This is a genomic window from Salinarchaeum chitinilyticum, assembly GCF_055390775.1.
The window spans coordinates 2,744,107-2,765,738 of the sequence record NZ_AP043888.1 but is presented as its reverse complement, the minus strand read 5'-3'; the positions used below and the strand labels follow the sequence as shown (position 1 = coordinate 2,765,738).

18 protein-coding genes and 1 pseudogene are annotated in these 21,632 nt (G+C 53.4%); 5 read left to right on the top strand and 14 right to left on the bottom strand.

Annotated elements, in window-relative coordinates:
• Positions 1–68 precede the first annotated feature (68 nt).
• Positions 69–743, top strand: coding sequence for a hypothetical protein (locus tag ACZ5KP_RS13390; protein ID WP_460918328.1), 675 nt, complete (start codon positions 69–71; stop codon positions 741–743).
• A 29-nt stretch (positions 744–772) separates the two neighbouring features.
• On the opposite strand, the gene ACZ5KP_RS13385 is transcribed toward ACZ5KP_RS13390, so the two are convergent.
• The 5 genes and pseudogenes from ACZ5KP_RS13385 to ACZ5KP_RS13365 form a co-directional block, all read right to left on the bottom strand.
• Complete coding sequence (locus ACZ5KP_RS13385) at positions 773–2,068, bottom strand: hypothetical protein (RefSeq protein WP_460918327.1); 1,296 nt, start codon at positions 2,066–2,068, stop codon at positions 773–775.
• A 112-nt stretch (positions 2,069–2,180) separates the two neighbouring features.
• On the bottom strand, positions 2,181–3,143 hold the full coding sequence (locus ACZ5KP_RS13380; RefSeq protein ID WP_460918325.1) for a homing endonuclease associated repeat-containing protein: 963 nt from the start codon (positions 3,141–3,143) through the stop codon (positions 2,181–2,183).
• A 211-nt stretch (positions 3,144–3,354) separates the two neighbouring features.
• Positions 3,355–3,862: pseudogene (locus ACZ5KP_RS13375) on the bottom strand (DNA-binding protein); the annotation flags it as partial.
• Positions 3,863–4,021: 159 nt separating this feature from the next.
• Complete coding sequence (locus ACZ5KP_RS13370) at positions 4,022–5,650, bottom strand: recombinase family protein (protein ID WP_460918324.1); 1,629 nt, start codon at positions 5,648–5,650, stop codon at positions 4,022–4,024.
• Positions 5,647–6,783, bottom strand: coding sequence for a tyrosine-type recombinase/integrase (locus ACZ5KP_RS13365; protein ID WP_460918323.1), 1,137 nt, complete (start codon positions 6,781–6,783; stop codon positions 5,647–5,649). The genes ACZ5KP_RS13370 and ACZ5KP_RS13365 overlap by 4 nt, the downstream gene beginning before the upstream one ends.
• 562 nt (positions 6,784–7,345) lie before the next feature.
• On the opposite strand from ACZ5KP_RS13365, the gene ACZ5KP_RS13360 reads away from it, so the two are divergent.
• Complete coding sequence (locus ACZ5KP_RS13360) at positions 7,346–7,804, top strand: hypothetical protein (protein WP_460918320.1); 459 nt, start codon at positions 7,346–7,348, stop codon at positions 7,802–7,804.
• Positions 7,805–7,807: 3 nt separating this feature from the next.
• On the opposite strand, the gene ACZ5KP_RS13355 is transcribed toward ACZ5KP_RS13360, so the two are convergent.
• Together ACZ5KP_RS13355 and ACZ5KP_RS13350 are read right to left on the bottom strand one after the other, a co-directional pair.
• Positions 7,808–8,911 (bottom strand): tyrosine-type recombinase/integrase, encoded by a 1,104-nt coding sequence (locus tag ACZ5KP_RS13355; RefSeq protein ID WP_460918319.1) that lies wholly within the window; start codon positions 8,909–8,911, stop codon positions 7,808–7,810.
• 608 nt (positions 8,912–9,519) lie between these two features.
• A complete protein-coding gene (locus tag ACZ5KP_RS13350; protein ID WP_460918318.1) occupies positions 9,520–10,728 on the bottom strand; it encodes a tyrosine-type recombinase/integrase in 1,209 nt (402 codons plus the stop codon).
• Positions 10,729–11,304: 576 nt separating this feature from the next.
• Here ACZ5KP_RS13350 and ACZ5KP_RS13345 point away from each other — a divergent pair.
• A complete protein-coding gene (locus ACZ5KP_RS13345) occupies positions 11,305–11,571 on the top strand; it encodes a hypothetical protein (RefSeq protein ID WP_460918317.1) in 267 nt (88 codons plus the stop codon).
• A 154-nt stretch (positions 11,572–11,725) separates the two neighbouring features.
• Here the strand turns inward: ACZ5KP_RS13345 and ACZ5KP_RS13340 are convergent, their stop codons facing one another.
• From ACZ5KP_RS13340 to ACZ5KP_RS13315, 6 genes are all read right to left on the bottom strand, one after another.
• Entirely contained in the window at positions 11,726–13,732 is a 2,007-nt protein-coding gene (locus tag ACZ5KP_RS13340) for an ATP-binding protein (protein WP_460918316.1), read from the bottom strand.
• Positions 13,733–14,635: 903 nt separating this feature from the next.
• The gene (locus ACZ5KP_RS13335; RefSeq protein WP_460918315.1) at positions 14,636–14,986 is read right to left on the bottom strand and encodes a hypothetical protein; all 351 of its coding nucleotides are present in this window, start codon (positions 14,984–14,986) and stop codon (positions 14,636–14,638) included.
• Between the two features lie 1,189 nt (positions 14,987–16,175).
• Positions 16,176–16,844, bottom strand: a complete 669-nt coding sequence (queC, locus tag ACZ5KP_RS13330) for a 7-cyano-7-deazaguanine synthase QueC (RefSeq protein ID WP_460918313.1) — start codon at positions 16,842–16,844, stop codon at positions 16,176–16,178.
• Complete coding sequence (gene folE, locus ACZ5KP_RS13325; RefSeq protein WP_460918312.1) at positions 16,841–17,449, bottom strand: GTP cyclohydrolase I; 609 nt, start codon at positions 17,447–17,449, stop codon at positions 16,841–16,843. Before folE ends, queC begins: the two co-directional genes overlap by 4 nt.
• A complete protein-coding gene (locus ACZ5KP_RS13320) occupies positions 17,450–18,226 on the bottom strand; it encodes a 7-carboxy-7-deazaguanine synthase QueE (RefSeq protein ID WP_460918311.1) in 777 nt (258 codons plus the stop codon).
• On the bottom strand, positions 18,226–18,687 hold the full coding sequence (locus tag ACZ5KP_RS13315) for a 6-pyruvoyl trahydropterin synthase family protein (RefSeq protein WP_460918310.1): 462 nt from the start codon (positions 18,685–18,687) through the stop codon (positions 18,226–18,228). The genes ACZ5KP_RS13320 and ACZ5KP_RS13315 overlap by 1 nt, the downstream gene beginning before the upstream one ends.
• A 135-nt stretch (positions 18,688–18,822) precedes the next feature.
• Between ACZ5KP_RS13315 and ACZ5KP_RS13310 the strand changes: the two genes are divergently transcribed.
• A complete protein-coding gene (locus ACZ5KP_RS13310; protein ID WP_460918309.1) occupies positions 18,823–18,996 on the top strand; it encodes a CopG family ribbon-helix-helix protein in 174 nt (57 codons plus the stop codon).
• Between the two features lie 45 nt (positions 18,997–19,041).
• Here ACZ5KP_RS13310 and ACZ5KP_RS13305 read toward each other — a convergent pair whose 3' ends face one another.
• A complete protein-coding gene (locus tag ACZ5KP_RS13305) occupies positions 19,042–19,317 on the bottom strand; it encodes a hypothetical protein (protein WP_460918308.1) in 276 nt (91 codons plus the stop codon).
• Between the two features lie 114 nt (positions 19,318–19,431).
• Between ACZ5KP_RS13305 and ACZ5KP_RS13300 the strand changes: the two genes are divergently transcribed.
• Positions 19,432–21,609 carry a queuine tRNA-ribosyltransferase tRNA-guanine transglycosylase gene (locus tag ACZ5KP_RS13300; protein WP_460918306.1) on the top strand — a complete coding sequence of 726 codons (2,178 nt, stop codon included), beginning with the start codon at positions 19,432–19,434 and terminating at the stop codon, positions 21,607–21,609.
• Positions 21,610–21,632 lie beyond the last annotated feature (23 nt).

The following is a 21,632-nucleotide window of genomic DNA, read 5'->3' as shown; positions in this document are numbered from 1 at the left end:
GATCGAATTGAACCGTCTCTCCACCTGCACCAATTATATTTCTTCAAAAGAAACGCACTTGACAGTCAATGAAAGCCGTATTTCAGGGAGAATTTCACATCTCTTCTACGGACAGAGAATCACTTGACTCGCACTTAGACGCTGATGCAGATGCATTGTTCGTAGAACAGAGAGAAGACCGTGTCAGCCCAGACAACTGGTCTATCGGCTACCTCTCCTTCCTGATCGGAGCCCTCACACTGTACTGGCTGCAAGCAGCGCTCTACGAGGGGCCGGACATCAAAGAGAAAGCAGAGATCCCTGTCTACGACGAAATCGACACCGATCTCCCAGAACTGTACCCCCGATTTCCTAAAAGCTGGATACTTGGTTCAGGGGTTATCGCGGGCTTTGTCTTCGCTGCCGGGTTGTTCGTCCCGGTCTATCCGTTTCCATTTATTGATGCTCCAGCGGTTGCCTCCCTCACATTCACGGCAGTGGTCAAACCAATGATGGTGATCGGGGCACCGCTTTTGTTCTCCTTCTTCTTGATCATCCTCGAGGAACGACGGCTCGGAACTCGTGACCAAGATATGGCGGAGGAAATCCACAGAAGCTCCAAAGAAAACGGGTACGATACTGTTGTCGTCTCCTGCGGTGATGCACACCTCGACAGTCTTCCGAACTTGTTAGAAGAGAAAGGGTGGGAGACAGAAGTTAACGAGTCCGACCACAGATGGGCAGCCAAAATCTGGCGCTGGTAACCTTAGGTTTGGTTCTCATACCAAGCATCTCAGAAAGGACTCTCGACCTCGTCAAATAGAACGACTATCTCTTCCGATTTTAATTTCTCAACCACATCTGCTTCGGAGATATCACCGGCTTCCAATCCACGAAGCATCTTAAACAACTCCAGCGAGGTAACCACTTGCAAACCTTTCCTATCCAGCATACCATACCGCTCTTGATCTAACTGGAACTCTCGCTCATTTGGCTCAGTTAGCCTACGATGGTTCACCACTAACAATCCCGTCACATCCCTTTCAAACTCGTCTCCATCTCTATCCACCCATTTAATCAGCTGAGAAATATTCTCCTCAGAAACATCTCCTTCCTGCCCTTTGATCTCCAGTAGGATTACGCGGTCATCCAATTCAATAGAACCATCACGTCGATTTTTCACCGCTCCACCAACAGTCAGCCCAGCATCCTTGAACGCCGAACGAACCGCATTTTCAAGCTCATCATCATACTCCCAGAGAAGATCCTTCCTCAGCCGTTCCTCCTCAAGTTCATCTTCTAGCTCCCGAATCTTCCCCAGTAATCCCTTTTCTCGAGGTGCAGCGTACTCGCTCAACCAATCCGGATGTCGACCTACCGTATCCAGATCAACCTCAGGATAGAAATTATCCATCACTTTTTCTGCAACATCATCGAAGCTATGACCAGTCTTCACCAGCGGAAGAAGATACACTGTTCCCTGATTAGACTCGGAGCCAGTGGGGAGCATCCCTCCCTTGCTTTTCACCATGATTTCCGCAGCTAACGCCTCACCATATCGATTGCTAACTAGGGAGTGGAACTGGTATTCAACGCTATCCTCATCGGGGATATGGTTCTTAAAAGAAATTTCCCAGCTAAATTGGCCGTCAAAGTACCATTTCCAGTCATCGTCGATACTCCTCTCGTCAACTGATTTTCCAGGCTCATCACTCACTTCCAGCCCGAATGGAAGCCACGAAAATAAATTGAGAATAGGCGTTCCTGGGCGTATCAACGCATCATCGGGTATCGGTTCGTCCGGCTCCCAGTCTTGGTCTTCCGAAGGCATCACCGATGTAGTGGTTGGAAGACAAACAATCAGGTCCCCTCCAGATGTTAGAAGCCTCAGAACGTCTTTAGAATCCGGGAGATTGTACTGGCGTTTGTACCCAGCCGGAACGTAGGAATGTAGGAACTCATCCTTTCGCTTCTCCAAGTCCAGAAGGTCAACAAAAACAACCTCGTAGTCTTTGATATTCGTCGTTTCATTCCAATCAACATAATCCGCAAACTCGAGTTCAGTACCAAGCGATAGTAGTTCAGACATTCTCTTGTTGACCGCTTTATCCTCTATTCCAATATACTTCTCCCAACCGGGTGACTGCTTATCCGATTGCCATTCAGTCAGCTACTCGTTCAACGCCCGCCGGTTACGAGATTCACCGTATATCGGGCCGGAGCGGTGATGCCCGCTCCCAGAGATGATGGTGTTCGGCACACACCGTAACGAGGTTATCCAGCCGGTTGGCCCGCCCGAAATCCACCTCACTCTCGTCGTCGCCGAAGGCGCTTAGCGGTCGGATATGATTTACGTGGAGTCCTCTCGTGAATGTCTCGAGATGCGCCTCCTGCGTCCACTCGCAGCCCGGCGTTTGACAGGTATAGTCGTCGCGTTCAAGCGCTTTCTGACGTTGTTCATCCCAGTTGTCCCCGTACTCGCACCACTCGTGGACTGGCTGTTCTTTCCAGTTGTGATGGTCTGGGCCGGCTGGACGGCCGACCGGTTCGTAGCCGACCGCTCGGATCGCGGCTTGCCAGCCCTCCCAGCGAGTAAAGTAGGGTCGATGTGAGAACTCCCAGTGGTCTTTCATCTCCTGCGCTGTTGGGACCTTTCCTAATTCGTCGGCAAGCCGATAGGTCTCTTCGAGTAATTCCGCCTCCGAGATCCGATGCCGATGATTGGGGTCGTAACCTGCTGCCTCGAGCGCCTCGTTCCAGCTGCCAAAGCGATTCTGTGCGATTGTGACCGTGAACTCGTCCTCCGAGCGCATGTCGGCCGCCGTTGGCGGCGCCCCGTCCTTCGTTGCGAGCCGTCTGATTTCGTCCAGGAGTGCGTCTTTGGATACCCGGTGTTGGTTCACCGGTTCGTACCCGGCTTCTTGGAGTGCCTCTGCCCAGCTTCCAAATCGTTTTTTGTACGTTCCAGCTGAATACGCTCCCAGCTCATTCATCTCTGCAGTTGTTAGGGAACGGCCCAGCTCGTCTACGAGACGGTCGACCTCGACCAGTAACTGGGTGTCTGAGATGCGGCGGCTGTGGCTGCTATTGTGGCCGCCCAACGCGTCCTTGGTGTCGAAGGACTTTCCACAGACATCGCAGGTTAGCTCACCTTCACCAGTCATCTGTCTTACCTGGAGCGCTCGTACGCCCGCACCCTTCTGGGGGCTCGATAAACTCGCCCGAGTCGCACACTCCTTCCCTCGGTTTGCCGGATAAATGTTGGAGTGAACGAGGTCGTGGCTGCGCGCGCAGCGAAGCGAGCACGGAGCGGTGGGTGGGGCGGTAGGGTCTATGTCGGTCCGGCACACAGCAAAAAGAGGGTAGGTCGACTGCCTATTCTTCCCACCACCGACCGCGCTCCGGGAACTTGATCCGCGACCACCCAGTCAGCGCGATTGAGCACTGACCTTCGTACCAGTTCTTGGCTGCTGGCCAGAACCGCACTGTCTGACCTTCACGCATCCTGTCTGCCCGGGGTTTTCCCAGCAGGTGAACTTGATTCTCCCTCTGTCTCCGCTATCAACCCGACTCGTTGGATGCTCGTTGAGGAAGGCTCCCAGAGCGTCTCGATGGTTCCTTCGACCGTCACCTCACCGGCGGGGATGTCCGGCACGTCCGCGATGGGCACGATTGCTCCCGGCGCCGCCTTAAGCTCCTCAAGGGGCTCCAGCAACGCCTTCGTGCCGTCCCGCCCGCGCTGCACCTTCTCGGCCGGCTGCTTCGCGACGACCGCTCTTGATCAGCCGCCCTGCACCTCGTCGCTGATCCGCATCACCTGCTCGTTGACTACCGCGAGTTCTTCTTACGTCAACTTCTCTCAAGGATCTGTGCGCTCCCCCGGCTTTCCCGTGGTATTGGTCATGATCCGGGTCCTCAGTATCTGGGATATCGATACGGATCTGGTCACCCGGTGAATTCTCTCATAGTGAGGCCGCATTGGGATAGGCTGTCGATGCAACTAAGTCATTATTGCAAATCCGATGACCAGTACTCAGGATTGTCAGGTGAAGTCCCGCAGGCCCTTCTGATGATCGCTTCGAGGATCGTCTCCATCCATCATTTCACCATCCTCATCATGATTTTCACTACGCTCCTCATCACTTGCCAAGAGGTCTATTGCATACTCTGGAAGGTCCCTGCCTCTCTCAAATTGGTCATCGGAGACAGAGACGGAATACTTCACACCGCACTCAGTGCAAGTCTGCTGGATTGCCCCGATTGACGTAGGGTCTGAGTCCCAGTCTTCATCGTTAGCAGGCATTCTACAGACAGGACACATGATAGGAACGGTTGATTGCATGGTCCTGAGAAACTCCCCGGTTAACAACGGTCCTTTGAACCCACATCCCTCGCTGTCGGATTCGGAGTCTTGTTCTTCAACGCATCGGTACCTCAGCACCCTGTGTCCCCACCGTTTCTCACTTCCCCATTTTTTGACATCGCCGCCGCAGTCCGGACAACATCCTTTGATCACATCGAGAAGTTCCAGAGAAGCATCGACACCAAATCGTTCGATGACCGAATTGAGGGCGTAATCCAGCTTCTCGTCGACGGCGTCAGAACCGCCTGATTCAAATCGTGCACTCAGTTCCTCGAATTGCCCCTCAGATAGAATCTGTGGACAGTCCCCTACGTGCTCACCATTGTGAAGGAGTTTCCCAGCATACTTTGGGTCCGTGAATTTCCGTTTGAATTGTTGCTTCGAGATCAGGTTCACATCGGAAGCCTCGTACTCATCTTCTAGATCTTCATAGACCTCTGAGAATGGGCGTTCTTTGTTGAGAAGTTCGGAGGCAGCCTCCCTGATTACGGAGGCCTCCTGCTCATCCAAGTAGAGTGTATTATCGTCATCATCGTGTTTGGTGAATCCGAACGGGGCACGCGCTGGGAAGCCACCCTCTATCTTTTCATCACGTTGGCCCTCGTTAGTCCGTTCCACGATCTTATTGTACTCTTGTCTTGCCTGATACATTCCAAAGAACGCCATCAACTGTTGATCAGGATCACTGAAATCGAAGTAGCCCATCGAATGAAAATAACACAGTACGTTATACTGCGTCATAATCCACAAAAATGTCGCGGCCTCAAAGGGGTCAGCGCGTGATAGTCTATCGAAGTCCTCAATCATCAAACAGAGTGTCTGATCAGGATGGCGTTTCACGATGTCAATGATTTCGTCAATATTGGTGCGCAACATCGTCGCGGCAGATTCCCAATCATCTGCCACTTCGATTACCCGATTCGGATTTAGATTTTCAATCTCCGGATCTAGAGAATTGCTCTGGCGTTCCTTCCCATATTGGCCATCCTGATCCTCACTTGACACTCTGATGTACTTAATTGCCACATCAATCTGATCTTCCGCCTCCTCTACATCGAGGTTGAGAAAACCAACGACCGCGAAAATCGGCCACCAGGTGGTATCGGTAAATGCATCGATGATGCTAATGATGACAGCTTCTTCACCACTCAGCGCGAAGTGTAGTACAAAAGCCCAAGTTAAAACACATAAAAAAGGCCCAAGTAGAACAGGTATACCTGCGTTACTGGTGCTACTAAGTAGGGATCTATAAAAAATAGATAAAGGAGAGTTCAGCAGGTCCTGAGAGCTATGAGAAGAATCGGTCACAGGTTCCCACCTCCCTGAATGGATTCAATAACGTCCTGCTTGCTCTCTGGAGTTGGATGAGCGTACTTGCGAGCAGCTTCTAGCGTCGAGTGGCGAAGGATCTCGGCGACCAGCTCCAGATCTTTGTGCTGGTCGTAGACGTACATCCCAGTGGAGTGCCTGATACTGTGCCAAGTGAGGCGTCGGCCCTCCTCGTCGATTCCCGCTTCGTCGATCAGGTTCGAAAGCAGATCATTGAGCGTCCTCGATGAGTAGGGGTTCCCCTTCCGATTTAGCCAAATCTGATCCGATTCGTCGTACTTCGTCTTGTTCTCGCGCTGGCTGAACCAGCGATCAAGCATCTTCGTCGAACGATCAGACAACTCCGCCTCCCACTGCTGGTCGTTCTTCACAGCAATCTCGGGAGGAATGAGAATGCGACCTTCGCCAAGATTGACCAATGAAGTAGGCAGGCGGGCCACCATTTCAGCGCGCCAGCCGCAGTCTAGAGCAGTACTGACCAGACTTGGGATCTTCCAACTCTTTTGTAACTCTTCCCAGTCGTCAGGTCCAATCGACTGCTTTGGTCTCTCTAGGACTTGAGCGAGGTAGGCATTCCAGCGATCCCTTTCCTCAGGTGAGACATTGCTGTAGTTCGGTGGTGATCGATGGTCGAACGATGTGTTCAGCAGCAGTTCTCGTTCATCGAGGCTGAAAGGATCTGAGCCGAGACTGGCCTGTTCTTCTGTGAATCGAATGTCTGGTTCCCAATCGATCCCTCGGTAGGAGAAATAGACTCGAAGAGCCTGTGTGAATTTTCGCTTCGATCCTTCTGCATACGCTTCGCCATCTGAGTTCAGGACAGTATCCTCGTTAAGTGCAGAAACGAACTGATCAGCCTGTTCGGGCGAGATAGTGATTGAAACAGGGCCATCCGCCCACGCGAAGGCATGCACCTGGTGAATTCTACGTGCGACTGGTCGGACGTTTGACTCACTGTATCCCCGGTTTCGATCAGGGTTCTTCCCGCGCGTACGGAGATAGTCCAGTAAGCCCTCCCAGTGTTCTTGGTAGAGGACAGATTGGTGATAGTTGAGATGAGATAGACTGTTGGGACCCAGAAATTCGAACTCGGGTTGGTCCCCTTCTGGCATGATAGTACATAGGAGGGGAGTGGCATTGGCCGCTGCTGAGCGTGTGTTCGGGACACACTGCAAAAGATTTAACAAGAGGAATCCGCCGCCAACCCGGCAGCGTCCCCAAACGGAGTCGTAGGCCGATTTTTAACTAGGGATTGTATCGATACTCAGCTGGTATAACACTCTCGTCGTATTCTCCGCGGTAGGCCGCCCGGAGTACACGTTTCGCTTCGTCATCGGTCGTGTTGTCGAGATTTGAGCGCTTCACGGCGGTGTCGAGAAATCGTTCAGTGCAGTACTTGGAGTCACCGAGCGCGATTGCGTGCTCAAAATAGCGCCACCAGAACCCGCAGTCCTCTTCGCGCGGAAGGGGCGGTGGACCGAACTGAGTCATAATCGCGGTGCTTGGGGTCAGCGAGTGTGCGCCTAGCGTAGTGAGAAACGATCGTCGCTGCATGGTTGTCGACGCGCTTCAGTCGTTAAAACGACTTCGCCCACCTTGGTATGTGATTCTGAGACTGGGAAGGAGAATGAGATCGTTCCAAAGTATATAAATGAAGGATCCATAGTGATCTCAATGGATTCTGAGGATCAGGCAGGGGTGCTCAACAGGACATTGGGATATGAGATAGCTACGTTGCTAATGAATCGCCCAATGCATCGATCGGAGATCCAATCCCTGCTACCATATGAGAATATCCACGACACGCAGGTCGAGCGAATAATTGACGCATGCTACGAAGAGGGTATCCTCGAAGTCACTGCTGAGCGCGGCCCCGATAAGTTCGAGTTGGACCGTTCTCATTTCAACCAGATGGGGCTCAGGGTGATTAACATCAAGGCAATTACCCGAATGGTCAGCCCCGCTGACGAACGAGGGGGCTCTATTGAAATAGAGGACATGCCAGACGAATTTTTCGTGAATCTAAGCAGAGAAAGTGCGAAAGACAGCGCGCTTCACCATGACGATTTTCCCAATCTGGATAGCCTATTCCGTCGCCCAAATAATAACGCCTCAGATGAAGAGGATAGCTGATTCTCAGCCCATGCGATCGAGCGCGTCCCGTCTGTCCTCCGGGGCCGCATGATCGTAAATCATCGTGGATTCTGGGGACTTGTGGCGGAGTTGGGTTTGCGTGGCAGCCAAGTCTTCTTCTCTGGTGAGATAGGTTCCAACCGAGTGCCTGATGGAATACCAGCTCATGCGCCGATTCTCCGTCTCGATATCGGCGATTTCACAGAGTCGGTGGAGCAGGTAGCGCAACGACTGGGACGTGTAGGGATTAGCCTCTCTGGTCAACCACAACGCATCTGTGTCATCGTATTTCGGATACTGGGCGCGTTCCTCTAGCCATCTGGCGAGCATCTTCGCAGTTCGTGTCTTCAGCGACACGATCCAGCTTTCCCGAGACTTCGCGCTATCGCTGCGCGGGATTCGAAGCACGCAATTCTCTGGGTCGGCCCACGCGACCGTTGCCCGTTCCACTTCGACGGGTCGGAGCCCCGCGTCCAGACTACACCAGACCAGAGATGGGATTTTCCACGAGTTAGCTTTTTCCCAGTCCTCAGGTGTGATTTCATCTTTCTTCATCTCCAACCGCTGGGCGAGGTACTGCTTCCAACGATCCCGCTCAGCTGGACTGAGATTGGAGTATTCAGGAACAGTTCCATATTCTAAGGCCGCATCTCGAATGAGTCGCCGCTCCTCGCGCGTGAGATAGTCTGCTGGACGCGAGCGATCATTCTGAGAGAACGTAATCTCAGGATCCCAGGAGCCACCACCGCGCTCATGAGACCACCATTTGAACAACATCTTCACTGCCTTCTGGCAGTTCGTCTTGTGCGTGCTGCTCGAATCCTCCTGGGCGAGGTGACGCATCCAATCATCCGCGTGATCGGTATCGAGGTGGGCGGTATACCCGTCTTCGGATCGCCAGACCCACCGATAGAACTGATCCATGCGAGAGGCACGCGGATTCACCGTTCCGACTGCGTACCCCTCGCCCTTCTCGGGGGCTTTCCCAAACGCAAGCAGCCACGAGAGGCAGTCCTCGCGCTCAGACCGGTAATCGAGGAGCTGTTTCTGGTTGAGGAACTCCTCGGCTGGCTCGCTCACCACCGTAACGTCGTCCGGCAGGGTCACGGCGACCCACCCCGAACTGACAGCTCTTCGAGGAGTTTCGTTCGTCCGAATCGCCATGGTCTAGCAATACCGCCAATCGCAAGACGGCGATCGATTCCTGTGGTCGTCCGAATCGGCTTGCCCTGTGACATTGGTCAACTGCTGGATCGGTCACAGACTAAATCGCCGGAAGGAGGAGGGGAGGAGTGCTCCGACAGGGATTCGAACCCTGGTCATTGCCGTGAGAGGGTAATTGGGTAGACCTTAGCAGATTTGGTCAAGTATTGATTTCTCAAGACCGCAGATTGACCAGTAGAAGGCGTATAGTGTAATATTTAGAGAAACAGTAGAAATAGAAAACAGAATCATATTTGGTGTGGTTATTGCTTGCTATTTTCGATTGTGTCTTCGTCGAGGTCGAGAATCAACTCGGCCTTGCTACCAATCCGCCAGATAGCAGCCTGTTGACTCTCTCGGGTTACCCAACCTAGCGACTCCATCTCACGGAGCACACGGCGTACAGTGTGACGTTGCTCTTCTTCGAAAGGGAGTTCGCTAATTTTGAATTTGCCCCGGCTCTTGAGCACAGTCAGAACCTCATTCCAAACTTCATCACGTAGTGTCATTGACTATCTTTTGTCCATCCAGTCCCGTAGGGCTTCTTCATTGGATTGAACGTAACGTCGAGCAGTCTCCATGGAGTTGATTCGCAACTGTTCCATGACTGCACTTAGACCCTTCTCATTGGCAATCTGAGTCCCCACAGCACGTCGAATCATGTAGAGGCCATTCTCTCGGTTCTCGATATCCAGCCCTGCCTCTTGCATGAGATTTTGCACGATTTCTCTCGTGCTCCCTGCATTGTATGGGTTCCCGTGCCTATTCAGCCAGATAGAGCCTCCTTCGTCGTACTTGTCTAAGCTCTCCCGCTCATCCAACCATAGCTGAAGGAGTCGGGCGGTCTCTGTAGAGAGAACACAACGCCAATTGTTGTCTCCCTCCTTGCTGTCTTCGTCCTTGGGAATCTGCAACCGGGCGTCATCCTCATCATCCAACGCTAACCACGTCATTTGAGATGCATTGACTTCGGTTGGTCGGAAGCCAACATCGGCGCATACGTAGATGAGGCTCGGGATTTTGTATGAAGATGCACTCCTCCAGTCCTCTTCAGACAGTTCGTGCTTAGGAATTCCGAGGCGCTGGGCGATATCGACGGACCACTCATCAATCTCATCAGCGGAGAGTTCGTCACGGTGGGGGACTGCATACAAGCGCAGTGCTGCTTGCTTGACTGCAGTCAACTCTTTGGGGGAGAAATAATCCTCAAATCCAGTCGCCTCCTCCTTGTTTATCTTCCTGTAGACAGACTCAGAATTCGGGATACTGTAGTCTTCTCCACGGTGTTTGAGGACCAGTGCAACGTTGTTGATGTTGCGTCGATTCGTCCCGACCTGGTTATCATTCTTCTGAAGCACCCGAACCCAGTACGCATCAAGATGCTCTTGCTTCCATTTCGTGGTGAACCCGTGATTCGTGTAGAGCCACTCAGCAAACTTCTCGACACTGTTGACGATGTTATACATTGAGCTTGCAGAGTATCCCTCGACATATTCGGGTTCTTTGCCCATGTGAAATGCCCAGCGGGAGAATTCCTTTCGCCACTGCTCGTACATCTCCAACTCTAGTTGATTGAGTTCTTCTTGGATACCCTCACGGATACCAGAGAGGTTCATTTCTTTACGGGTGTACTCTGGAATCTCTACCTCACCATTGTCTTCGTCAAGGTCAGGGATAGTTACGTCAAAATCACCATCCATTTCTCGGTTTTCACTTGTCATTGCAAATCTAATTCAGAAACCTATACATATATGCTTGGTGTTTGGTCGCTGTAAATCATCATTGGCTTCAATCAAGCTTTAGAAGCCCTTAGGAGCAAATTCTGAGAAAAGCAGACACTCGCAAAAGAGCGTAGGTCCATTGGTCCTGTTCAAGGGGAAGGTCCATGAGCGGGTGTCGTTGGTGCGGTTCCGGTTATGTTAAACTATGTAATATATTATGTTCGATAACAGGTGTTCTCCATAATTAGATTCAATCAAAAGATTTTTGTAAATTTGGCGTTTTCGGAGGTCTGAGTTATGCATTCTCTATGTTTTCAAATTCGATGAAGTCGTCTGTCGTCGGACAATCTCGATTATGACGCTCTAAGTCTACTACGTAACCGGGTTTGGCAAAGAACTTCGAGTGACAGTCACGGCAATAGTACCAGCCGTCATCGTCCCCAATACACGGTGCGAATTTGCCTTTACTTAGAAATTCTGATAAGTCCATACACCTTCTACAACTTCTTATCCCATTGGATTTATGTTCGGAATAAGATAGGATATTCATAAACGGAGACATCCTCCAATCACAGGATGGGTCAGACATTCAGGTACAAGCACGGCGTGTTCGAAGTCGTCCTAATCGAAGCTGAAAACGGGGTCAGGCAGTGGGATGAAACAGCTTGCGGGTGCGAGGAATATCACGAATTGAGTGTAGACCCTCGGAAGAAATCGCCCGAAGAGCAACGCTGCAAGCACATTCGACAAGCGATTCTATATCACCAATTGAACCAGAAGGTCGAGCCCGGTAACAATCCAGAAGAAGTGCATCAATCCGAAATCAGCCAGTATCAAGGCTGAGTCGTCAGGTCTCGATGCCCAGCCGATGTCATCCGGTCTGCTGCATGGCCACACTCAGACCTCAGGCATTCAACTCGAATCCAATCACCCGCTTTGTCTGTAACTTCAACTCGGTTGTAACCGCATTCCGAGCAAGCGATGGTATCGTGAAGCGTCATTGCCTATCACCATCATACAGGTAGCCGTCATCCTGATTGAGGTCTCCTCGACCGACCAGCTTGTTGATGACCTGCTGAATATCCGTAGACTCAGCATCGATGTTCTCAACGACCGATGCCACTACTGTGGAACGCTCAGCTTCACCATCTAGCTCATCGAGGACCGCCCAGACTACCTCTTCCTGTTCCCGCTTCGAAGCCGAATTGCCAGAGACGATATCAACGTCGTAATCGCCAGACACGTCCGTCATCAGTTGGGACATCCACTGAGTCATCATGTCTACTGCGTGCTCAGCATCCTCGATATCGACCGTCTCGCTCAGTCGGAGCTTTGCGGATGCCTCGGAAAGACGAATTAGCGAGTCCAGGTGTCGAGCCCCCACAGCGACTCGGGAACCTTCAGAGAGGGACCGAAGCCCCACCCATTCATCCTTCAGATGCTCACGAACATCCTCTGTCAGTTCAGGTTCACACGTCTCACGAGCATGTGCAACCCACTTCGTGAGTAGGTCAGGTTCGAGAACGTCAGGAGTTTCACCTGCTGCACGGTCAAGGATAGCTTCAGCCATTTCAGCGTCCGCTTTCTCATCGGGTGCATCGAGGAAGGGGACGAGAATATCCATCCTGTCGAAGATTGCAGGATTCATGTCGAACTGTTCCACAATCGGACGATGCATGCTGAACCGTTCGTTCTCCGGATTTGCGAGAATTAGTGCGGAACACCGGGAAGGCAGAGACGCATTGATTGGCCCTTTGCTCACTGAAACTTCCTGCTCACTCAAAGGAGCCTGTAACGACGACTGGACCGAGTGAGGCGCTTTATCTAGTTCGTCGATGATTGCCATTCCTTTGTCTGCTCGAACCAACACACCGCCTGAGAGTGTCCATTCTGACGAATCAAACCTATCTTCACGAGTTACAGCGGCGGTCAGCCCGACCTCACTGCAGTTGTCTGCTGATTGGTAAACAGAATTGGGTGCAATCTCCCGTGCAGCCTGCGCTAACGTCGATTTACCAGTTCCCGGGTCACCAATAAATCCGGCGTGGATGTGCTCGCGATATTTGTCCGTGTCATCGTGACCAACCCCACCGAAGAGTTGCATAGCGATTGTGTGCCGAGCCAACCAAAAATCACCGGATAGCGTTGGTGCGATTGATTGGGCGAACCGCTCGTGAGCAGCGTCCGATGCAGCTAGTTCTTCGACTCGCTCTTCGTCATCATTAGTGATGGTGACTCCCCGATAATCTGTATCGTGGTGCTCAACTCCAGCTAATTGCAGGTACAGGTCACTCTTCATAGCCATTCGCTGCTCATTGCGAGTTGTTCGAACAATACCGTGGACAGTGACAGTCTCTCCTGCTTCAATCTCACCCACGTGCGCATTATGTGCGTTAACACGGATTTCAGCGGGTTCAGGTGATGAAGCGACTGAATGCAAATCCTGAATCACTAGCTGTTGGGTATCGACAAATTCGGATGCATCTTTCACATATTCGAGATTAGACCGGCCACATTCACATCCATTCGGTTCATCAAGAGTCATCGAATCTGTTGTTTGATATTTCGAATATCGTTGCACGCAATCAGGGCACCGAAATACCGCTTCCCCAACCACTCCATAATTGTCAGTTCGATTGTTGATTCGGCACTCAATACTGACAAGAGAACCTACGTCGGTTGCTCGCAGGTCTTCAACACGTGTGTGATAGTCTGACGGAGTATCCGTCACATGTGCGTCGATGACACCATCAGTCTCGTGTGCGAGTGACTTGACGTAATAGAGGTCCTGTTGACTGAATACAAATCCTTCACCAGCTTCCGAAGCGAGAGTTTGGATAGCTTGTGTATCGAACTGAATGATGTCTGAGCCATCATCCAAATCTACGATGTTATCCAGAGCGTCAATCGCTCCCGGGTCACGACCGTATTTTGATTCTCCGAACAAGTACTTGCAGTTGGTAATCGATACAACCTCCTCAGCGACTGTAGTGGGTTCTATCATACTTCGAATATAAAATTATAGAGATGCCTTATATACCCTCCGCCAAACTTATATGTCAAATCTGCCCGCCCCCATTGCCCCCATCTAAACAGTAGAGAGAAGGTCTGAATTGCTAATGGCATAAAAATATTGACAGCACAGGGGGGGGAGGGGGGTAGAATTGTGGGCGGGTTCCGTTCCACTTTTTTCTAGACGTCGTAATTATTACTTATAATAATAATTATATTTTTGTCTTCCCTACACCCTATTTTACCCCCCACCCCCCCACCACAACAGCAAAGCGAATACAGCCGTTACAAAGCCTGGCTGTGGCGTACAATCCTTTTTTAGCAGGGGTCGATGGGGGTTGCCGAATCCCACTATATGTGCTAATCCTCATACCGACCAACAGTGGTTTAATAACCTTGGATCGCATCTTACTAGATAGTCGGTTAAGACTAACTCTTGAAAGTTAGTCGGCACCGACGAGACCTGTAGTGGGGTCCCCCTTCGTCTTCGGTTTTCAATCCCACTGAGCGGCAGCTTCGTAGCTCGTCGTCACGTCGTTCTCTTCGATTCCTCGAACCCACTCGTAGCAGCTAGGGCAGGCAGGGACACCTGATTCAGCGTGCGGATGAGCCAGTTTCCGAGCTTGGCCTATGGGGACGACCTCGGCGCACTTCCAGATTTCACCATCACCGATTCTATCGACTACGCATCGAACTGTTTCTGTTCGTTCTATATTTTCTCTAATACGCTCCCACACGCTCACGCATAATGCACAAGCGTGTATGCTCGTACTCGTGAGCGGGTCCACGTCGTGCTCGACCGTGCGGGTGTTTGCGTCGGTGCAAGTCGCACCACAGAGTGGGGTTTGGTCTGTCAGAATGTGCTCTGGCTGAGTTCGGGAAAGACGAATAGCCGTCATACTACGGATCTGAAAATCAAACCCCAGATGAATCCTGCCCACCAGAGGTCGGGATAGTATAGGAGACCGAGCGCAACACCCACGCCGTATGGAATAATCGGCAAAATCCCGACCAGCGAATAGATAATCAGGGTCATCGGGTCTCCACTCTGCGCACCGTGTGTAATCATCGAATCAATCACTCTCGGAGCAAATGTCCAGATATTCAGAGTTGTGTCAAACCCAGTGGCCCAGACATCCGCTGCATCTTTGGATTCGAGCATCGTGTAGGAACCGCTGATTGCGGTGACAATCGCCAAACCCCAGTACGTCAGCTTGACTGAAACAAATCCGAGAGGTACCATCATTGCGCAGACGAGCGCGTATTCCAGTAGCAGTTTTAGCACAAGTAGATATCGCTCGAAATCGAATATAAAGCAGATATCATCCTGGATATACTTCGAACGTGGAACAATCTTCGCGCACGCTCCCAGGCTCTCGAACGTTCCCGAGCTCCCTTGCCCTCTCGGGCGCTCTTGTACCGCCGCAAGCGTTCGTACACGTCGCTCGTGAGTGTGCGGGCATCGCATGCGATATGGACGAGCACGGGCACGGTCGAGCGCAGGCGCTGTTGGCGGGCATAGTATTACGTGTACATGATGGCACAGACATGTTGGACGTGAGCAAACGAACTGGTGTGTTCTAGACGCCCAAACATACAACGTTTGAACGGAAGAGAACTCACGCCCAAGCGCTCGGGGACGTGGCCTCAAGCGCACGGGAGCGCTTGTATATACGACGACTCCGTCTAATGCCGAATCAACACTACTTCACTACCCTCCACCAGATACAGGGCACCCCCCAGCCAATCCCTGGATTCCATCAATGACCCCCGGTGGACACGAGCGACTGATCCTCATCACCCATATTCGAGCGAACGGCAACCGGCAATCAAGCGATAGCCTCTCCACACGTCCCTCCTCGACAGCGACTATTCAGGGTAGGAGTCGAAGGAAATGCCTGCTTCTTCTTCAACACACACAAAATCCCGTAAAGGTACGTCTCCCACGAAATTCCCTCGAGAGGTGAAACGGCACCTAATTATTTCTCTACCAGATCCTCTGTATATGCCGTATCGATTTCCTCCTCAAGGCTGTTTAGAAGGTTTCGTTGGTCCTCGAGATATCGAGCAATGGCTCGCTCTTCCGTCGTTGAAAGTTCAAAGGATTGAACTACAAAACGAGCCATCAACTCCATTCCGCGCAATCTACACTCAATGTCGCGGGCTACAGTCCCATCCCCAAGAACACGAGAAATGTATTCCGTGGTTTCCTTGAATTCATTTGATGAAAGACTATCTCGATACGAAGTTTGCCTCAAGCGCTTGACCTTATGTTCCATACATCTCTTTTGTTACACATTATTATAATCTTTGTGTTAATCAATGTATGCTGACAGAGTTCTAATTATACTGCCACACATAGGTCATTGGCACCACGAAATGGACACCATGGAAGGAAATCGGGTGTAATACCATCATCATGTAGAGATATACCATCATTCATACTCAATCGGGTCTTTTGCACCAGCACGCTGAAACGCCTCTAGTCTGAACGAACACGAGTCGCAGTTGCCACACGCCGGTTCCTCGCTGCGGTAGCAACTCCAAGTGACCTCGTAAGGCACATCGAGTTCAAGACCGCGTTCGGCGATATCCGTCTTCGACCACTCCACGAACGGAGCAACGAGGTCGATCTCCGTCTCGGGCTTGGTCCCCACGTTAATGACCTGCTGAAACGCCTCGAAGAACTCAGGTCGACAGTCTGGGTAGCCGGCGAAATCTTCAGAGTGGGCGCCGATGAACAGGGCGCTACAGTCGTTGGCCTCGGCGTACGATACCGCCATCGAGAGCAGGTTCGCGTTTCGAAAGGGAACGTAAGATGTCGGGATCCCCTCTGCGTCGGGATCGGCTTCGGCGACGTCGATTTCGTCGTCTGTGAGACTCGAATTGCCGATCACCGAGAGGTGTTCGGTGGCTACATGGAGGAAGTCTGTAGCGTCGACCTCGTCGGCGAGAGCGCGGGCACACTCTCGCTCCTTGTCTTCGGTCTCCTGGCCGTAGGAGGTGTGCAGGAAGTACGGCTCGTACCCCCGATCCATCGCTTCATAGACGGCCGTGGCACTGTCCATCCCGCCGGATACCAGGATGACTGCGTTTTCGCTCATAGGTTGCTGAGGATGTTATCGAACTGCGTTCGGTCGCTGTCGCTGAGCTCTCCCCCGGTCGCTCGTGACGTCGTCTCCGTTCGGGTTTCGACGCCACGCATCGCTTCGCAGAGATGCGTGGCAGACACCTCGACGATCACGGACTCAGGGTCGAGTTCGTCGTACAGTCCCCCAGCGATGTCAGCAGTCAGGCGCTCCTGTGTAGTGAGTCGCCGTGACTTCCAACGGACGTACCGGGGGAGTTTCGAGAGGCCAACGATCTCCTCATCAGGTCGATAGCCGATGTGGGCAACGCCGAAGAACGGGAGCATGTGATGCTCGCAGAGGCTGTAGATCGGGATCTCCGTCTTGACGACGAACTCGTTGGTTTCGGCCTCGAAGGTTCGGAGATCCGGTTTTGCAGTCTCTCGCGTCCCCTCGGTCAGGGTCTCGTACATCTCGGGAACCCGGCGCTCCCACGTCTCGGTCAGTGGGGCCTCGTCGGGATCCTCGCCGACGGCTTCGAGGAGGAGTCGCGTTCCCTGCCGGGCCTTCTCGAGATCGATCTCGCTATCCGATGTCGGTTCGGTCGTCGTGTCCTCGTAGTGGAGTTGTTTGTCAGTCATCTATGTCCCCGGTGCGTCGTTCCAGAGGTCGACGTGCAACCGAGGCGTGTATCGGTAACCGTGTTCCTGTGCGAGCTCGGCAACCGACTCCCGTCGCTCGTCGAGTTCCTCACGTGTCCTCCCCTCCGGCATGAGCAGGACGTCGTCGTTGTGGATCTCCGCGTCCGTAGTCTCCTGCAGGCGGGTGAACAGATCCTCGATTTCAGCCATGTCGTCCGGATCGGTGACGACGAACTTGAGTTGGCTATCGTACGCGTCGACGAGGCCGGACAGCGCGTCCATGTCGATCCGACGGTTCTCGTGGCGCTCGGCCCACTCGCCCTCGCCCTTTGGATCCAACTCTTCGGTGGGGGTCGAACTTGTGAGCTTCGGGCTGATGCTGGCGAGGTCGATCGGCGCCTCCCGGTAGATCGTCCCGTTGGTCTCGACGGTCGTGTGGAAGCCTCGATCATCGAGTTCCTGGAGCAACTGCTCGGTGGCGTCGTGGATCATCGGCTCGCCGCCGGTCAAGACGACGTGTTCGGCCGCTTTGTACTCCGAGATCTCGTCGACGAGTTCGTCGATCGTCAGCCACGCGCCGGTGGGTTCCCAGGAAGTGTGGTAGGAGTCACAGAACCAACAGCGGAGATTGCATCCCGACGTTCGCACGAAGACTGACGGTACGCCGGCGAGTTTTCCCTCGCCCTGGAGGGAGTAGAACAGTTCGTTGATCGGGAGCGCCGCTGCCTCCGGCGAGGCCTCCGATCCGACGTCACTGACGTCCGTTGCGACCGGCATCAGTAGGTGGCACAGAGTTCGCCGGTCTCTCGAACGGTGACGGAAGCCTCCGAGACGTTCTCGGGAAGCTCAGCCTCGAGTTTGCGCTCGAGTTCGAGTGACATCACCTCGGCCGTGGGCGGATGGTCCAAGAGGAGGAGACTCTCCCCTTCGCCGGCTTCCTCGAACGCGTCGGCCAGTGGATCGGATTTCTCGAGCAGGAAGCGATGATCCCACTCGTCGACGATGTCGGTGACGACCCCCTTGTCGACGACCCATCCTTCCTCGGTGAGCGTCCCAGTCACTTCGATCGTGATCTCGTAGTTGTGCCCGTGCGGGCGTGAACACTTGCCCTCGTGGTGGCGAATCCGATGGCCCGTGCTGATTCTGAGCGGGGAATCATCCCCGATGCGGAGGGTACGGTCCCCGGCTTCGGCGAGCTCTATATTACTCGAGACTGCTTCAGATAATCCTCGGGGCATATCTCAGGATTATCCAGCAGTCCAATAAAGATACCGGGACCTATAGAACGACGGACAGAAACCTAGTAAATCGCAGTACAGAGGGGGTGAGACAGTCGCACCCAACCTTAATGTCTCCTTCCTCTAAGATTATCTATGGCCAAGGTGAGCGTCGAGATTCCAGACGAACTGCTGGAGGATCTCGATGAGCACGTCGGCGAGGGGAAGAAGTTCGTCAATCGAAGCGAAGCGATCAGAGGGTCGATCCGGAAGTCACTCGATATCTTCGACGAAATCGACGAACGGCAGGGACGGGCCGAGGACGAATAGATCGAATCTTTGAGTCTCGTCGTCCGTGCTCTGGAGGGAGGCCAGTCACTCGGAGTAGCAGTGGACAGGGCCGGAATTGTGTTCCTCTCCGTCGGCTCCGATCTCACAGGTGAAAAAATCGCCTTCCGGATAGATCAGGAAGCGGTCTTCGTCATCGTTTTCGACTCTCTCCACTCCTTCGACAGACCACTCCGCATCCTCAACGCCGTGCCAGGTGTAGTAGGAGTTCTCCCCTGCAACGGCGAAATCGAGCGTCCCCCCGCCACTTCCGAGGATGTGCTCGACATCGGTGAGAACCGTCTCCTGCGAGATCAGTGGCATGGATGGATCGCTTTTGTTGCCCCCAGCTGAAATGTGTTTGCCTGGATGGTTTCGAGATTGGATGGTGAGGGTTATGAGGCGAGGGAGAAAACGACGCTCCGGTGACAAACTAGCGTGAGGTTCTACGTCCCTGAATGGGATGACGCCGTGGACGCAAAGTACGATTTCGTCCACGACGAACTCTCGGTCTTGGAGAAATCCGAGCGGTCCCGGGAGTACATCTGGGACGTGTTTGATCGAGCCTCGACGCCGATCGACGGTGTGCTAATTTCTCGAGAGCAGGTCGAAGGGAGCCCAGAGAAGTTCGACCGGTTGACCTCATACGGTGTCTACGACGATCCGGAACTCTCGATTCCGGAGTGGCTCCCTACGATCAGCGATTGCGGTGCTTGGGGATACAAGGGCCTCCCATTTCCGCCGTACTCGAACGAGGGCATGCTCGATTTCTACGAGACTCTCGATGTCGACGTCGGGGTGACGATCGACCACCTCATTCTTGGGGAGGATCCTGAGCAGCCCCGGTTGTATCTCGACGAAACCTACCTCGACGACTCATTTGACACCGATGCAATCCCGGACTCGGTGACAGACATGGTGGACTTGATGGTTAGTGAGTGGCCAGACACTTGGCCAGAGTACGTCGAGCAGCACAATCCGTCAATCACCGGATCGGTTGACGCCAACTTGATTGGCATCGATGACTTCCGTGGGCCCTGGGAGGAACTCATCGAGCGCTGGGGAAATGATCCCCGGATGGTGTATCGACCTAACGACAACGAAATCCGGTACGATCTGACACTCGACAATGCCCGTGAGATGGGCGAACTCTACGAGGCGGGCGACTACTCGTTCCGGTTGATGGCCGCGTTCCAGGGTTGGGACCCCGAGAGCTATGGCGAGGCAGTTTCGGGGCTACTTGACACAGGATACCAATACGTCGGAATCGGGGGCGTCGCCGGGAGTTCAGTCCGCAACGTGCAGCGGATCGTCGCCGAAGTCGGCCGGAGGATTTCCACCTTCGAACGTGAGCATGACACGCGCGTCGACTGCCACGTGTTCGGGTTCGCGAAAACACGGGCGTTCGAGACGGTCGGGCGGAGCGGAATGGCGAGTTTCGATAGCGCAAGCATGCTAAGAGCTGCCTGGACTGGCGGGAACAACTACCACCTCACCCCCGACGACAAATACGACGCGATCCGGGTTCGCTATCCACCAGCAGGCGACTCGCTGTCGAGTGCGATCGAAACGGCACTCTGGGCTCGGGAGATACTGGCCGCTCTCCGCGCGTACGACGACCACAAGCCCATCGCGCCCGCGATCGAATCCACGTTCGACCGAGCATGGGGAGCCTTAGACGGTCTCGAAACGTATCTGATCAACCATCGCCACGACGCCAGATTCGATCAGCAGTACGTCCGTGACGTCCGACGGGAATTCCGGGACCATTACTCCCACAGCAAGGCCCTGTTTGCTTCATTCGGGAAGGGGTTCCGGCGCGAGCTCATCGGCATGCTCCGCGAAGATGACGCCGAGGATCCGATCAAGTTCCACCGGTACCAGCAACTTCTGGACACTGCTGCGAGTACCCTTTCTACGTTCCCGAGAACTGCCGAGGAAGTCGCCGACCGTTCCGCTCACTCCGAACATTACGACACGGTGTGTACCGTCCTCGAAGCGTATGTGGGGAGTGAACGCATTCAGGATCGAAATCTCTTCGAGGATTACCAGGAGACGTTGAAAGCGAGGCCCTGGGAGGAGTGTGGCTGTCCGATCTGTGAAGATCTCGGAATCGAGGTCGCGATCTTCCGTGGAAACAACCGGAACAGGCGGCGGGGGTTCCACAACACGCGAAGATTCTACGACGTCTTCGAACGCGAACTGCCGAAGATTTCCGTGCTCGTTCAGGCAGATACCGACCTCTTCGGTGCGAACTCCGTCGAGTCGTATCTCAAACGGACCGTGCCGGAGTGTTGGGAGGCAATCCACGATCTGCCTGTTGTTGAACTCGGCGTGTTCGATGCTACAGGCGTGCATGAGTGGTGGGAGGATGCGCCGGGAAGCGTCTCGCTCGATCCTGGCGGGATCAAACAAACCCTCGCTCGGACGACCGAGCGGTATTCGTCAGTGTATGTCCTCGATCCAGAGGAGACAATTATGCCGACAGAGGTCCCAGACGGAGTCACCGTGATTGGATCACCCTTGACCGCGCGGGCGGAAGTTCTCTCTGCTGTCGGCTATGAGGAGAACTGGCTCGCACACATTCCACACCAGGCAGGCCTGGGTGACTACTGACGTGCGGATCCTGATCATCGATC

Bases quoted from the DNA above. Each gene is read 5' to 3' on its own strand.
- folE (WP_460918312.1), bottom strand. From the start codon at position 17,449: ATGACTGACAAACAACTCCACTACGAGGACACGACGACCGAACCGACA.
- queC (WP_460918313.1), bottom strand. From the start codon at position 16,844: ATGAGCGAAAACGCAGTCATCCTGGTATCCGGCGGGATGGACAGTGCC.
- ACZ5KP_RS13340 (WP_460918316.1), bottom strand. From the start codon at position 13,732: ATGATAGAACCCACTACAGTCGCTGAGGAGGTTGTATCGATTACCAAC.
- ACZ5KP_RS13305 (WP_460918308.1), bottom strand. From the start codon at position 19,317: ATGCCACTGATCTCGCAGGAGACGGTTCTCACCGATGTCGAGCACATC.
- ACZ5KP_RS13365 (WP_460918323.1), bottom strand. From the start codon at position 6,783: ATGCCAGAAGGGGACCAACCCGAGTTCGAATTTCTGGGTCCCAACAGT.
- ACZ5KP_RS13320 (WP_460918311.1), bottom strand. From the start codon at position 18,226: ATGCCGGTCGCAACGGACGTCAGTGACGTCGGATCGGAGGCCTCGCCG.
- ACZ5KP_RS13335 (WP_460918315.1), bottom strand. From the start codon at position 14,986: ATGATGGTACCTCTCGGATTTGTTTCAGTCAAGCTGACGTACTGGGGT.
- ACZ5KP_RS13345 (WP_460918317.1), top strand. From the start codon at position 11,305: ATGGGTCAGACATTCAGGTACAAGCACGGCGTGTTCGAAGTCGTCCTA.
- ACZ5KP_RS13385 (WP_460918327.1), bottom strand. From the start codon at position 2,068: ATGTCTGAACTACTATCGCTTGGTACTGAACTCGAGTTTGCGGATTAT.
- ACZ5KP_RS13360 (WP_460918320.1), top strand. From the start codon at position 7,346: ATGGATTCTGAGGATCAGGCAGGGGTGCTCAACAGGACATTGGGATAT.
- ACZ5KP_RS13350 (WP_460918318.1), bottom strand. From the start codon at position 10,728: ATGACAAGTGAAAACCGAGAAATGGATGGTGATTTTGACGTAACTATC.
- ACZ5KP_RS13315 (WP_460918310.1), bottom strand. From the start codon at position 18,687: ATGCCCCGAGGATTATCTGAAGCAGTCTCGAGTAATATAGAGCTCGCC.
- ACZ5KP_RS13380 (WP_460918325.1), bottom strand. From the start codon at position 3,143: ATGACTGGTGAAGGTGAGCTAACCTGCGATGTCTGTGGAAAGTCCTTC.
- ACZ5KP_RS13310 (WP_460918309.1), top strand. From the start codon at position 18,823: ATGGCCAAGGTGAGCGTCGAGATTCCAGACGAACTGCTGGAGGATCTC.
- ACZ5KP_RS13390 (WP_460918328.1), top strand. From the start codon at position 69: ATGAAAGCCGTATTTCAGGGAGAATTTCACATCTCTTCTACGGACAGA.